Source organism: Vescimonas sanitatis, from assembly GCF_049060325.1.
Classification (GTDB): domain Bacteria; phylum Bacillota; class Clostridia; order Oscillospirales; family Oscillospiraceae; genus Vescimonas; species Vescimonas sanitatis.
On record NZ_JBMGPW010000008.1, the window covers coordinates 61,546 to 76,017 of the forward strand.

The 14,472-nt window shown below is 59.7% G+C and carries 11 protein-coding genes; 9 read left to right on the forward strand and 2 right to left on the reverse strand.

Translation table 11 applies throughout. The features are described 5' to 3' along the window. Positions 1 to 97: 97 nt before the first annotated feature. The 7 genes from ACOMDU_RS10110 (at position 98) to ACOMDU_RS10140 (ending at position 10,040) form a co-directional block, all read left to right on the forward strand. Entirely contained in the window at positions 98 to 1,198 is a 1,101-nt protein-coding gene (locus ACOMDU_RS10110; protein ID WP_421130195.1) for a sensor histidine kinase, read from the forward strand. After that, positions 1,188 to 1,895, forward strand: coding sequence for a response regulator transcription factor (locus tag ACOMDU_RS10115; RefSeq protein ID WP_022135015.1), 708 nt, complete (start codon positions 1,188 to 1,190; stop codon positions 1,893 to 1,895). Before ACOMDU_RS10110 ends, ACOMDU_RS10115 begins: the two co-directional genes overlap by 11 nt. 252 nt (positions 1,896 to 2,147) lie before the next feature. Further along, the gene (locus ACOMDU_RS10120; protein ID WP_421130196.1) at positions 2,148 to 3,761 is read left to right on the forward strand and encodes a sodium-dependent transporter; all 1,614 of its coding nucleotides are present in this window, start codon (positions 2,148 to 2,150) and stop codon (positions 3,759 to 3,761) included. A gap of 329 nt (positions 3,762 to 4,090) precedes the next feature. Then, complete coding sequence (locus ACOMDU_RS10125; protein ID WP_421130197.1) at positions 4,091 to 6,046, forward strand: Na+/H+ antiporter NhaC family protein; 1,956 nt, start codon at positions 4,091 to 4,093, stop codon at positions 6,044 to 6,046. 333 nt (positions 6,047 to 6,379) lie between these two features. Beyond that, a complete protein-coding gene (locus tag ACOMDU_RS10130) occupies positions 6,380 to 8,335 on the forward strand; it encodes a Na+/H+ antiporter NhaC family protein (protein WP_421130198.1) in 1,956 nt (651 codons plus the stop codon). 187 nt (positions 8,336 to 8,522) lie between these two features. Next, complete coding sequence (locus ACOMDU_RS10135; RefSeq protein WP_421130199.1) at positions 8,523 to 9,626, forward strand: alanine/ornithine racemase family PLP-dependent enzyme; 1,104 nt, start codon at positions 8,523 to 8,525, stop codon at positions 9,624 to 9,626. A 3-nt stretch (positions 9,627 to 9,629) separates the two neighbouring features. Then, positions 9,630 to 10,040: a hypothetical protein gene (locus ACOMDU_RS10140; RefSeq protein ID WP_421130200.1), complete on the forward strand. Its 411-nt coding sequence runs from the start codon at positions 9,630 to 9,632 to the stop codon at positions 10,038 to 10,040. A 50-nt stretch (positions 10,041 to 10,090) separates the two neighbouring features. Here the strand turns inward: ACOMDU_RS10140 and mnmA are convergent, their stop codons facing one another. Together mnmA and ACOMDU_RS10150 are read right to left on the reverse strand one after the other, a co-directional pair. Continuing rightward, positions 10,091 to 11,155 (reverse strand): tRNA 2-thiouridine(34) synthase MnmA, encoded by a 1,065-nt coding sequence (gene mnmA / locus ACOMDU_RS10145; RefSeq protein ID WP_421130201.1) that lies wholly within the window; start codon positions 11,153 to 11,155, stop codon positions 10,091 to 10,093. Between the two features lie 176 nt (positions 11,156 to 11,331). Further along, a complete protein-coding gene (locus ACOMDU_RS10150; protein WP_421130202.1) occupies positions 11,332 to 12,150 on the reverse strand; it encodes a sensor histidine kinase in 819 nt (272 codons plus the stop codon). 233 nt (positions 12,151 to 12,383) lie between these two features. Here ACOMDU_RS10150 and gap point away from each other — a divergent pair, with 233 nt between their 5' ends. Both gap and ACOMDU_RS10160 read left to right on the forward strand, forming a co-directional pair. Continuing rightward, the gene (gene gap, locus ACOMDU_RS10155) at positions 12,384 to 13,394 is read left to right on the forward strand and encodes a type I glyceraldehyde-3-phosphate dehydrogenase (protein WP_421130203.1); all 1,011 of its coding nucleotides are present in this window, start codon (positions 12,384 to 12,386) and stop codon (positions 13,392 to 13,394) included. A 245-nt stretch (positions 13,395 to 13,639) separates the two neighbouring features. Then, positions 13,640 to 14,416, forward strand: coding sequence for a GntR family transcriptional regulator (locus ACOMDU_RS10160; protein WP_421130204.1), 777 nt, complete (start codon positions 13,640 to 13,642; stop codon positions 14,414 to 14,416). The last annotated feature ends 56 nt before the right edge of the window (positions 14,417 to 14,472 follow it).

The following is a 14,472-nucleotide window of genomic DNA, read 5'->3' on the forward strand; positions in this document are numbered from 1 at the left end:
CTTAATGAGATATTCGTGATACCTTAACGATATTTTAGCGTTACCTTAGCGATAATGTATGTTATAATAACGTCATCAAAAGGAGGGGAGGGCGGCTATGACCGGTAAGCAAGCCCGCCGGAGACAGCTGCTGCGGACCATTGGCCTGCACTTTTCCGGCATGGATGTTCTGAAGGCGCTGGGACTCTACCTGGCAGCCGTTATGTGCTGTCTGCTGCTTCGCAGCTTCGATATGCACAACGACACCAGCTACGTAGCCATGATCTTTCTGCTGGATGTGTTCCTTACCGCCTACTGGACGGACGGCTATCTGCTGGGCATCATCATGGCAGTGGTGGGGGTGTTCAGCGTGGACATCATCTTTACCTACCCCTTCTGGCATATCAGCTTTACGCTGACGGGCTTTCCGCTGACGTTCCTGGTGATGATGACCATCTCCATCCTGACCGCTACCGTTACCAGCCGGGCCAAGCAGACCGAGCAGGTGCGCCGGGAGGCCGACCGCGAAAAGATGTATGCCGACCTGCTGCGCGCCGTGTCTCACGACATCCGCACGCCGCTGACCGGTATCGTGGGCGCCACCAACGTTCTGCTGGAGCAGGACGGCGGACTGACGCAGGAGCAGCGCCAGCAGCTGCTGCGATCCACCAACGAGGACGCCCAGTGGCTCATCCGCATTGTAGAGAATTTGCTGTCCATCACACGCATAAGCTCTGAGGAGGCTAAGGTCAAGAAAGAGCCGGAGCCGGCGGAGGAGGTCATCGAGTCCGCCGTGGCCAAGACCCACAAGCACTACCCGGAGGTGGATATCCGTGTCCATCTGCCGGATGAACTGATGATGGTGCCCATGGATCCCCTGCTGATGGAGCAGGTACTGGTGAACCTGATGGAGAACGCCGTCATCCACGGCGAGACCCACCATATCGACGTGACCCTGTCCAGCGAGGGCAACTGCGCGGTGTTCACTGTGGCGGACGACGGCCGCGGCATTCCCCAGCACCTGCTGCCCCGGCTGTTCGACGGCTCCGCCCGCAGCGACCGCAGCAGTGACGGCAAGCGCAGCATGGGCATTGGCCTGTCCGTGTGCCGCACCATTGTGCTGGCCCACGGCGGCGTGATACGGGGAGACAACAGACAGGAGGGCGGCGCGGTCTTCACCGTGACCCTGCCCATGAAAGGAGAAAACGATGAAGATTAAAGACAAAGTCCTGATCGTGGAGGATGAGCAGTCCATCAGCAACTTTATCTCCATGATCCTCACCGCCAACGGCTTCGACACCATCATTGTCCGCACCGGCGAGGAGGCCCTGACCATGATCGCCTCCCATTGCCCGGACATGATCGTCCTGGACCTGGGCCTGCCCGACATGGACGGCATGGAGGTGCTGAAATCTGTCCGCAAGTGGTCCAATCTGCCGGTGGTGGTGGTTTCTGCCCGCAACCACGAGCACGACAAGGTGGAGGCCCTGGATTACGGCGCCGACGACTATCTGGTCAAGCCCTTCGGCACCTCCGAACTGCTGGCCCGCATCCGCACCGCCATCCGCCACACCCGCACCACCCTTTCCAACACCCAGATCGCCCAGTCCGGCAAGTTCGTCACCGGCGATCTGACCATCGACTATGATAAGCACCAGGTGCTGATGAACGGCGAGAACGCCGGATTGACCGTCAATGAGTACAAGATCGTGGCCCTGCTGGGCAAGTACGCCGGCAAGGTCCTGACCTACGACTTCATTATCCGGGAGCTGTGGGGGCCCAAGGCCAAGACCGACAATCAGATCCTCCGGGTGAATATGGCCAACATCCGCCGCAAGATCGAGCCTACCCCCGGCAACCCCCAGTATATTTTCACCGAGGTGGGCGTCGGCTACCGTATGCGCGAGGGAGACTGATACATACCGAGAAGAAAAGACCGCCTGCGGGCGGTCTTTTTCATGTGCGGCGCGTTTCTTTTAAGGAAAATATCTGCCGACACGAACCGACGCTTAACGGAAATTTTATAATGTACGGATAAAGAAAAACCGCATTTCCGCTGTCACTGTGTTAAGAAACGCCAGCCCGTATTTACAGGGCGGTTTTTTCGCAGTAAGATACAAACACGCCCGCCGCGGCGCGGCGGGGGAAACTTGTAAGGAGAGAAAACAATGGAAGAAAGAAAAGGCTTTGGATCCAATTTCGGATTCCTGATGGCCGCGGTCGGCTCGGCGGTCGGCCTGGGCAACATCTGGGGCTTCCCCAATAAGATGGGCGCCTGCGGCGGCTTCACGTTCCTCATCATTTACCTCATTTTGGCTGTTTGCTGCGGCTTCATCGTCATGGTGGGCGAGTTGGCCATTGGTCGTAAGACAGGCAAGGGCGCTGTGGCGGCATATAAGGCCCTTAGCAAGAAGTTCAGCTGGATGGGCTGGATGGGCATCCTGTCCGCGTTCTTCATCCTGTTCTTCTACTGCGCTCTGGGCGGCTACTGCATTAAGTATGTGGTGCTCAATGTAGGCGACCTGTTCGGCGCGGGCTTTGGCGCCAGTGCCATCGCCGCCGCGTCGGCGGACGCGGCCAGCGCCTCTCTGGGCGACGCGGTGTTCGGCGCTTTCATGTCCAGCACCACCGAGGCCATTATCTATGGCTTGATTTTCGTGGTGCTGACTATGCTTATCGTTCTCGGTGGCGTCGGCGGCGGCATCGAGAAGGTCTGCTCTGTCGGTATGCCCGCTCTGTTCGTGGCTCTGCTGATCTGCATCATCCGCGCCTGCACGCTGGACGGTGTGGACACCACCGTGCAGGTGCTCCAGGCGGACGGTTCCCTGGTGGAGCACGTGATCCACGGCAGCGCCCTGGATGGCCTGAAGTACATGTTTGCCCCCGGCTGGGCTACTGAAAATGGATACTATGTTCCCGCCTCCGCCGTCATCGATGGCGTGAAAATGTCCGCGGTGGAGATCAACGGCGTCATGCAGCGCATCGTGACCTTCAAGCAGGAGACACCCGACGTCCTGACCGTGCTGGCTACCGCCGGCGGCCAGATGTTCTTCTCCCTGTCCCTGGGTATGGGCGCCATGATCACCTACGGCTCCTATCTGCAGAAGAAGGAGAACATCCAGAAGAACGCGCTGCTGATCGTGGCCATGGATACGATGGTGGCTCTGATGGCCGGCCTGTGCGTGCTGCCCGGTCGCTTTGCTCTGGATCCCTCCGGCGCAGTGGGTGGCCCGTCCCTGCTGTTCGTCACCATGCAGAACGTGTTTAGCCGCATGGGCGGCCTCGGCCCCATCTTCGGCATCCTGTTCTATCTGCTGGTGGTGTTCGCCGCCATCTCCTCCTCTATCTCCCTGCTGGAGGTCATCGTGGCTCACTTTGTGGATAAGGCCCGCGACGAGGGCAAGGGCGACAAGCGCAAGAGCTATACCCTCATCGCCGCCGCGGCTGTGGGCCTGGGCTGTATCCTGGTCTGCGCTGACCGCCTGGGTGCCAGCAGCTTCTCGCCTGCGGAATTGCTGAACATTGCAAATCCCAAGACCTGGGCTGCCGACTGGCTGGACTTCTGGGATGCGCTGTCCGAGGGCGTTATGATGCCGCTGGGCGCGCTGCTGATGTCTCTGATGATCGGCTGGGAGATCGGCCCCGAGTTCGTCAAGGAAGAGACGGAACAGTCCGGTCATGTCATGGGCAGCTACGGCTTCTTCAAGGTCTGCGTCAAGTTCATCACGCCGCTGATCATGGTCCTCATCCTGTACGGTCAGATAAAGGAATTCTTCCTGTAAAGTCTCTTGACGAATTGTTAATAAACAAACTCTTACTTAACAGAGGGGACGCCGGTGCCGCCGCACCGGCGTCTCTTTTTGCGCCCGCGGACCCGGAAAGGCTTGTGCCGCCTGCCGTAAAAAGCACACGATGCTGTGTTTGCCGCCCGGTTTCTCTTGTAAAAACGACGAAAACGGAGTTCACAATTTGTTAAAATAATGGAATATGACGTTAAGAACTTGACAATATCTTGGCGTGACGGTATGATACAGGAGGTTGGCGGGGCAGATACGCTGTTTCGCCGGCTGATGGTATTCACCACCAATTTGTGAGGAGGTAAATCACACACATGGAAAAGAAAAGCACTAAAATAGCGTATTTCGTAGCGCTGGGTGTTTTCATTGTCCTGCTGGTCATCCTGGGGATCCAGTTTAAGGGCAAGGAAAACCCCGTCTTCGTCGGCGACGGCGCGTTCTACACCACCGGCGACGGCGTGTTCCTGGATGGCATCCAGCGGACCGTGGATGACAGCGAGGGCTCTAAGTATGCGCTGGACGGCTCCTACTACGTGAGCCCCGAGGCCGGCACCTACTTCGAGCTGTCTGAGGATGGCAACACCATTGTCGGCGCTGACGGTACCGAGTACGTCAAGTCCGAGACCACCAGCAAGGACGTCAACGGCGTGGAGTACACCACCTATGAGGAGCAGGTCTACTCCGATACGCCCTTCGCCGGTACCTTCTGGTCCCTGCTGCCCCCCATCGTGGCCATCGTGCTGGCCCTGATCAGCAAGGAAGTGTATTCCTCTCTGTTCCTGGGCTGCCTGGTCGGCGCACTGCTGTACACCCAGTTCGCTCCCTGGGACACCATCGTGACCCTGGTGGGTGCCGATTACGGTATCATCTCCGTGCTGGCTGACGGCGGCAACATGGGTATTATCGTGTTCCTGGTCACCCTGGGCATCATGGTGGACCTGATGAACAAGGGCGGCGGCTCCGAGGCCTTCGGCCGCTGGGCCAAGAAGACCGTTCACACCCGCTGCGGCGCGCAGCTGCTGACCATGCTGTTGGGCGTGCTGATCTTCGTGGACGACTACTTCAACTGCCTGACCGTGGGCGCCGTTATGCGTCCCGTCACCGAGTCCCACAAGATCTCCCGTGCCAAGCTGGCCTACGTCATCGACTCCACTGCGGCTCCCGTCTGCATGATCGCCCCGGTGTCCTCCTGGGCCGCCGCCGTTTCCGGCTACGTGCAGTCCCCCAGCATCAACGGCATTGAGCTGTTCCTGAAGCAGATCCCCTGGAACTACTACTGCCTGCTGACTCTGCTGATGATCGTGGTCATCTCCGTGCTGAACATCGACTACGGTTCCATGCTGACCCATGAGTACAACGCCCAGGTCAAGGACGACCTGTTCACCACCCCCGAGCGTCCCTTCGCCGGTGCCGACGACTATGAGGCTCCCAGCAAGGGCAAGTCCTCCGTGCTGGACCTGCTGGTGCCCGTGATCGTCCTGATCGCTGTCTGCATCATCTCTCTGGTCTACTCCGGCGGTTACTTCGATGGCGGCATGACCTTCATGGAGGCTTTCTCCGCTGCCGAGGCCGGTCCGGCGCTGGCCATCGGCGGTCTGATCGGCTGCGTGTTCACGTTCGTCTACTTCTGGCTGCGCGGCGCCATCGGCTTCGAGAAGTCCATGGAATCCGTTCCCCAGGGCTTCATCCAGATGATCGCCCCCATCCTGATCCTGACCTTCGCCTGGACCCTGTGCTCCTTCACCCGCAATGCCATGTACTCCGCTGACTTTGTCAGTAATGCTATGGCCAACGTTGGTGATCTGCGTATGTTCCTGCCCGCCATCATCTTCATCATCGGCGCGGCTATCGGCTTCGCTACCGGTACCTCCTGGGGCACCATCGGCATCATGGCTCCCATCGTTGTCTCCGTGTTCAACTACGACGCGGAGCCCATACTGTGCACCATCGGTCTGGCGGCTGCCTGCTCCGGCGGCGTTATGGGCGACCACTGCTCCCCCATCTCCGACACCACCATCATGGCTTCCGCCGGTGCCCACTGCTACCACCTGAACCACGTGTTCACCCAGATCCCTTATGCGCTGACCGTGGCTGGTGTGTCCTTCGTCAGCTTCATCCTGGCCGGTCTGATCCAGAACGTGTTTGTCAACCTGCTGATCGCTGTGGCCCTGATGGTCGGTACGCTGTTGGTCATCCGCGCCATCGTTGCCAAGAAGCACGCTGGTATTTTCCAGGAAATGGCCGAGGCCGACAAGGCTCTTGCCAAGTAAGCTATACCCCACCTAATAAAAAGAAAGCCCTCCATTGGGGGCTTTCTTTTTTTGCGTATACTATGTCGGCATATCGCTATAAATGCCGGCAATATTTGCTAAAATAAACATATATTTCCAAAAAAGGAGGGGAGAAGCGCGCTAAGAAACTGTAAAGGTTTATAATAATGTCATAAATATTCCGAAAAATGGCCGCTAAATTGGATAAAAGGGAGAAAAACAGGTTCATAATTTGTTCAAAATTACCCGCCCCCGGCTTTGCTGAAATGTTGACAATCTGCCAGGAAAACGTTAGGATGGTGGCACCAATTTGTGAGGAGGTAAATCACACACATGGAAAAGAGAAGCACCAAAATAGCGTATTTCGTAGCGCTGGGTATCTTCATTGTCCTGCTGGTCGTCCTGGGCCTGCAGTTCAAGGGCAAGGAGAACCCTGTCTTCGTCGGCGACGGCGCGTTCTACACCACCGGTGACGGCGTGTTCCTGGATGGCATCCTGAAGACCGCGGACGACAGCGAGGGCTCTAAGTATGCGCTGGACGGCTCCTACTATGTGAGCCCCGAGGCCGGCACCTACTTCGAGCTGTCTGAGGATGGCAACACCATCGTCGGCGCCGACGGTACCGAGTACGTCAAGTCCGAAGAGAAGTCCAAGGACGTCAACGGCGTGGAGTACACCACCTATGAGGAGCAGGTCTACTCCGAGACTCCGTTTGCCGGCACCTTCTGGTCCCTGCTGCCCCCCATCGTGGCCATCGTGCTGGCCCTGATCAGCAAGGAAGTGTATTCCTCCCTGTTCCTGGGCTGCCTGGTCGGCGCACTGCTGTACACCCAGTTCGCTCCCTGGGACACCATCGTGACCCTGGTGGGTGCCGATTACGGTATCATCTCCGTGCTGGCTGACGGCGGCAACATGGGTATTATCGTGTTCCTGGTCACCCTGGGCATCATGGTGGACCTGATGAACAAGGGCGGCGGCTCCGAGGCCTTCGGCCGCTGGGCCAAGAAGACTGTTCACACCCGCTGCGGTGCGCAGCTGCTGACCATGCTGTTGGGCGTGCTGATCTTCGTGGACGACTATTTTAACTGCCTGACCGTGGGTGCCGTTATGCGTCCCGTCACCGAGTCTCACAAGATCTCCCGTGCCAAGCTGGCGTACCTGATCGACGCCACTGCGGCTCCCGTCTGCATGATCGCCCCGGTGTCCTCTTGGGCCGCCGCCGTTTCCGGCTACGTGCAGTCCCCCAGCATCAACGGCATTGAGCTGTTCCTGAAGCAGATCCCCTGGAACTACTACTGCCTGCTGACCCTGCTGATGATCGTCATCATCTCCGTGCTGAACATCGACTATGGCTCCATGCTGACCCATGAGTACAACGCCCAGGTCAAGGACGACCTGTTCACCACCCCCGAGCGTCCCTTCGCCGGCGACGATGAGTACGAGACCGGCTCCAAGGGCAAGTCCTCCGTGCTGGATCTGCTGGTGCCCGTGATCGTTCTGATCATCATCTGCATCGTCTCTCTGGTCTACTCCGGCGGTTACTTCGATGGCGGCATGACCTTTATGGCGGCTTTCTCCGCTGCCGAGGCCGGTCCGGCGCTGGCCATCGGCGGTCTGATCGGCTGCGTGTTCACGTTCATCTACTTCTGGCTGCGCGGCGCCATCGGCTTCGAGAAGTCCTTTGAGTCCGTGCCCCAGGGCTTTATCCAGATGATCGCCCCCATCCTGATCCTGACCTTCGCCTGGACCCTGTGCTCCTTCACCCGCTTTGCCATGTACTCCGCTGACTTCGTCAGTAATGCTATGGCCAACGTTGGCGATCTGCGTATGTTCCTGCCCGCCATCATCTTCATCATCGGCGCGGCTATCGGCTTCGCCACCGGTACCTCTTGGGGCACCATCGGCATCATGGCTCCCATCGTCGTCTCCGTGTTCAACTACGACGTGGAGCCCATACTGTGCACCATCGGTCTGGCGGCTGCCTGCTCCGGCGGCGTTATGGGCGACCACTGCTCCCCCATCTCCGACACCACCATCATGGCTTCCGCCGGTGCCCACTGCTACCACCTGAACCACGTGTTCACCCAGCTGCCCTATGCGCTGACCGTGGCCGCAGTGTCCTTCGTCAGCTTCATCCTGGCCGGCCTGATCCAGAACGTGTTTGTCAACCTGCTGATCGCTGTGGCCCTGATGGTCGGTACGCTGTTGGTCATCCGCGCCATCGTCAACAAGAAGCACGCCGGCATCTTCGCCGAAATGGCCGAAGCCAACAAGGCTCTTGCCAAGTAAGTACATACTCCAGCAAAAAAAGAGACCGCTTCGGCGGTCTCTTTTTTTGCGCGCAGGGCAGGGGAGGGCACCTCGCATCGGCGGCGGGACAGCAAAAGCTGTCCGCCGCGGGAATTTTGCGAAAAGATGTGACAAACCGCAACGAATGTGGTACAATGTCCCTATTGAGTACATAGGAGGTGTCGCTGTGCGGCAATATCCCCAATTAGAGATCGATCTTTCTCTGCTGCAAAGCAATGCCCGGGCGGTGATCTCCCGCTGCAATGCCGCGGGTATCTGTGTCTGCGGCGTTATCAAGGGTGCGGATGGCCTGCCGGAGATCGCCCGGACGCTGCATGCTGCCGGCGCCGCAGAGTTGGGCACCAGCCGCCTGGAGCAGGTGGCCAAATGCCGTGCCGCCGGTGTGCCCGGCCCCTGGCTCCTGATCCGAATCCCCGGTCTGACGGAGCTGCCGGATGTGGTTGCCCTGTGCGATACATCCCTGCAGAGCGAGTGGGCCACCCTGCTGGCGCTGGAGGAGGAGTGTCTCCGTCAGAACAGGACCCACCGCGTCATCGTGATGGCCGACTTGGGCGACCTGCGTGAGGGCTTCTGGGACAAGGATGAGCTGGTGGACGTCTGCCAGCGGGTGGAGCAGGACCTGCCCCATGTACATCTGGCCGGTATCGGTGTTAATCTGTCCTGCTATGGCTCCACTAAGCCCACCCCGGACAAGATGAACGAGCTGGTCGCTTTGGCCCGCCGGGTGGAGGCGCGTATCGGCCGATCGCTGGAGGTCGTCTCCGGCGGCGCTACCAGCTCCTTTACGCTGGTCCATTGGGGCACCATGCCCGCCGGTATCAACCACCTCCGAATCGGCGAGGGCATCCTGCTGGGCAAGGATTTGCAGGTGGACTGGGGTATCCGTGATATGGATTACCTCCGCATGGACACCTTTACCCTCCGGGCCGAGGTGGTGGAGGTCAAGGACAAGCCCACCTATCCCATCGGCGAGCTGGCCATCGATGCCTTCGGCCGCAAGCCTACCTATGTGGACCGCGGTGTCCGCCGCCGCGCCCTCCTGGCCCTGGGCCGGGCCGACGTGGGCGACCTGGAGAGCCTGCTCCCCCGTGAGCCGGGGCTGACAGTCATCGGCGGATCCTCCGACCACTGCATCGTGGACGTGGAGGACTGCCCCCGCCGGCTGCAAGTGGGCGACATCGTGGAATTCTCGCTGTGCTACAGCCATATGCTGTACGCCACATCACGGAGCGATATGCGGCTCCTATTCAAACATCAACAGGAGGAGTAAGAAATGGGAGATTTAGGAATTTTGATCATCGGCGTCGTGGACACGTTTTTTGCCTTTTTTGTGGTGGCGCCCATGATGCTGCAGGCGGCCAGCCTGTTCGGCGTGCAGAAGCAGTTTGCCCAGGCCATGGTCCAGGAGGGCATCGTCAAGCAGGAGGACGTGGACCGCATCCACCCCAAGAAGCAGATCGCCGGTGTGGTGATCTCGCTGATCATGCTGGCGGTGCTGGCGTTTACCTGTGCCAAGGCCTCCCCTTGGGGCTATATCTGCGGCGGCGTGGGCCTGGTGGTGGGCCTGCTGAAGTACCGCGCCATCGTTCAGTACAACAGTGAAACGGTCAAACGCTTCAAGAACACCTATAAGGACGAGATGGATGTGGCCAAGTTCAACAAGTTTGTGGAGACGCATTTCTGATAAGTTCAAGCGAATAAAAACCTCCCCGGCGCCATGCGCCGGAGAGGTTTTTATTCGCTTTTTTCGATGGTGCCGCCGCCCAGTACCTCGTCGCCGTCATACAGCACCACCGCCTGCCCGGCAGTGATGGCCCGCTGGGGCTGATCGAACACCACCCGCAGTCCGCCGTCCGGCAGGGGATAAGCGGTGCAGGGGGTCTCCACCTGGCTGTACCGCGTCTTGGCGGCACACCGTACCGGCACCGCCGGTATCTGGCCGCTGATCCAGTTTACATGGGATGCCAGCAAGGAGGAGGCATACAGCGCCGCGTCGTCTCCCAGCACGATAGCGTTGCGGTCCCGGTCCTTTTCCAGCACATATACGTGCCGTCCCACCGCCACGCCAAGGCCCTTTCCCTGGCCGATGGTATAGCAGGGCAGGCCCCGGTGTCGTCCCAGCACGCGGCCCGCTTCGTCCAGGAAGTCTCCCGGCGTCAGTGTCAGTCCCTGCCGCCGCAGAAAGGTCACATAGTCCCCGTCCGGCACGAAGCAGATGTCCTGGCTGTCGCCCTTGTCGGCGTTGTCCAGCCCCGCTGCCCGGGCCTTGTCACGGATAGCCGGCTTGTCATAGTCTCCCACCGGCAGCAGCAGATGGGCCAGCTGGTGCTGCGTCAGCTGATACAGCACATAGCTCTGGTCCTTCCGCCGTTCCGCACCCCGCAGCAGGCGGTATCTGCCGCTTTCCGCGTCATAGGCCACCCGGGCGTAGTGCCCCGTGGCGATATAGTCATACCCCAGCGTCAGCGCCCGGTCCAGCAGGGCGCCGAATTTCAGCTCCCGGTTGCAGTCGATGCACGGATTGGGCGTCCGCCCGGCGGCGTATTCCGCCGTGAACCTGTCCATCACGCACCGGCGGAAGCGGTCTGTCTCGTTGAATACATAGAACCGCATCCCCAGACGTGTGGCCGCCTGCCGTGCGTCCTCGGCATCGTCGGCGGAGCAGCAGCGGCTGTCCTCGTTAGGGGCCAGCTTCAGCATGGCACCGTCGCAGTCGTAGCCCTGCTGCACCAGCAGTGCCGCCGCAGCGGAGCTGTCCACGCCGCCGGACATGGCCACCAGCACCTTTTTCTTGCTCATACGATCGCTCTCCATAGTCTATATGTCTCCCACGCCCGCATGGGGCGTATGCACCGCCATTCAGCGGCGGCGCATACTTTCGGGAAAATGTGGAAAGCTATCGGGCGAAGAGCGCCATAGCAGGCAGGGGCGCGTCCCTGCCGTGCCGCGGCGGCCCTCCGCCCGACAGCGTGTTCTTATTCGTCCAGATGCTTTGCCAGGAATGCCTCGTCGGGCAGCGCGTCCGCCAGCTCCAGCAGTACCCGCTGGAAGCCGCCGGTGTAGTCCTCGATGTTCTCGCCCAGCGTCCCCAAAGCCCGTACCATCGGCAGCGCGATGGTGGCAGTGGTGCCCTGGTCCTCCCGGCTGTTCAGCAGCAGCTGGCCGCCGTGCAGCCGCGCGATCTGATGCGCCAGGGGCAGTCCCAGCCCCACACCGCCGGCGACATAGTCCAGGGTCATGGGCCGCATATGCCAGCGAAACAGCATTTCCTGCCGGTCGGCAGGAATGCCGCAGCCGGTATCCTTTACCTTGATGAGCACATGGGGCTTCTGCACGGCCAGCGTCACCGTCACCTTTCCACCGGCGGAGCAGGCCTTCAGCGCATTGGACAGCAGCTGCCACAGGGCCTGGCTCAGCCAAGGCTCGTTGACGGCGGTGATGGCGTAACGCTCCTCGCACACCATCTCCAGCTGCACGCCCTTCAGCTCGAAGGGGACCTCCGCCTCCCGGATGATCTCGTCCAGCCACACCTTCAGGTCCGTGTTTTCGGTGGGCAGCAGCTCCTTGCGGTTCAGCATAGAGGCGGACTCCAGGTTCTTTGCCAGCCGCAGCAGCCGGAAATAGCCATGGTAGAGCATGGCGGCGTTCGCGTCCAGTATCGGATCCTCGTCCCGTTCATCGGCGGGGGCCAGCTTCTGCATCCCGTAGTAGATATTGCCCAGTGCGGACCGTATCTGCATCGCCACCAGCGGCAGCCGCTCCATGTATACCTTTTCCTGCTGTGCCTGTTCCATGAGACCAGCCTCCTTCTGTTGTCAGCATACCAGTTTCCCGGCACCGTCAACCGTGCCAACTTCTGTCAGCTTGTTCACATCATATCAAATGCGGTGCAAGAATACAAGATTTTTATCAAATTTCCGCGAAACGAAAAAAAGTTTCAAAAAAGGCTTGCATTTTGCGGAATAACTGCATATAATTCTAAACATACCATACATTTAGGATATTCCATCAGAGAGGAAGATGTTTTATGAGCATTAAAGTCGGTATCAATGGTTTTGGCCGTATCGGCCGTATGGTCATGCGCTGCTGCATGGATCACCCCAACATCGAGATCGTGGGCGTTAACGACCTGTGCCCCGCCGATTACCTGGCCTATATGCTGAAGTTTGACACCATGCATGGCAAGTTCAAGGGTGAAGTTTCCTCCGAGGGCAACAACATCGTTGTCAACGGCAAGGCCATCCCCGTGTTTGCCGAGCGTGACCCCGCCAACCTGCCCTGGGCCAAGGTCGGCGCCGAGTACGTTATCGAGTCCACCGGCCTGTTCCTGACCAAGGAGAAGGCCGCCGGCCACATCGCCGCGGGTGCCAAGCACGTGGTCATGTCCGCCCCCTCCAAGGACGACACCCCCATGTTCGTCTGCGGCGTCAACCTGGACAAATACACCAGCGATATGCAGTTTGTCTCCAACGCCAGCTGCACCACCAACTGCCTGGCCCCCATCGCCAAGGTCCTGCACGATAATTTCGGTATCACCGACGGCCTGATGACCACCGTGCACTCCACCACCGCTACCCAGAAGACCGTTGACGGCGTCTCCCTGAAGGATTGGCGCGGCGGCCGTGCCGCCTCCGGCAACATCATCCCCAGCTCCACCGGCGCTGCCAAGGCCGTGGGCAAGGTCATCCCCAGCCTGAACGGCAAGTTGACCGGTATGTCCATGCGCGTCCCCACCCTGGATGTCTCCGTGGTGGACCTGACCGTCAACCTGGCTAAGCCCGCCAAGTATGAGGATATCTGCGCCGCCATGAAGAAGGCCAGCGAGAACGAGCTGAAGGGCATTCTGGCCTACACCGATGAGGACGTTGTTTCCTCCGACTTCCTGGGCGACACCCATACCTCCATCTTCGACGCCAAGGCCGGCATCGCACTGACCGATACCTTTGTCAAGGTCGTCAGCTGGTACGACAACGAGATGGGCTACTCCGACAAGGTCCTCTGCCTCATCGAGCATATGTACAGCGTGGACCACAAGTAAATCGCTTACTACCGAAAGGTTTTCCTTCTTTTTGTTCCGCAGACAGCGCCGCGTCACGCGGCGCTGTCTGCATACAGAGACGCTGCGCGCCGCCTGTACAGAGGGGGAAAGCGCTTCCGGCGGTTTTTGAAAGAAAATCGACAGCGTGACAAAATTTTTTCATTTACCCCCTACCATTCCACTGGATTGTATGGTACAATAGGTACAACTTACCTAAGGGTAACGCAAGGGAAAGGAACCCCGTCATGGAACAGAACTCCATTCTGCACACTACGCTGTCGCTGGACAGCGATATCCCCCTCTACGCCCAGCTGGTGGGCATCATCAAGCGCAGTATCTCCACCGGCGCCCTGCCGGTGGGTGCGCTGCTCCCCAGCGAGGCCGAGCTCTGCCGCTGCCTGAGCATCAGCCGCAACACCGTCCGTCAGGCCATCGGAGAGCTGGAGGACGAGGGTCTGGTGGTCCGCAAGCGCGGCCGCGGCACCTTCGTGGCCGACCCCGCCACCAACCGCCGGGGTGTCCGCTATTCCTTCACCACCGAGGTCTCCTCTATGGGAAAGGTCCCCTCATCTACGCTGGTGGACTTCGCTGTGGAGGTCCCCAAGCCCACCGTCTGCGAGAAGATGGAGCTGCGGGAGGGAACGCCGGTCTACTGCTTCACCCGTGTCCGCAACGTGGACGGCGAGCCACTGATCCTGGAGACCAGCTACTACCCCCAGTACATCTACCCCAATCTGACCCGCGATATGCTCCAGACCCACAGCTTTTACAGCCTGCTTTACCATGTGGGCATCGTCCCCTTCGCCGCGGACGAGAGCTATGAGGCCGTTATTCTGGAGGACAGCTGTGCCGCCCTGCTGGGTGTGCCCTCCGGCAGCTGTGCCTTTTTCCACCAGCGGCTCACCCGTACGGAGGATGGCCGTATCTACGAGTATACCCGCAGCTACATACGCGGCGACCGGGTCCGCCTGGACGTACATATGCAGAAAAGCGGCATGAACTTCGTCCGCACCATCGACTGAATAGAAAAGCACCCCCGACAGGGGGTGCTTTTTCCGCATAAAGCCGCGCCCAAAGG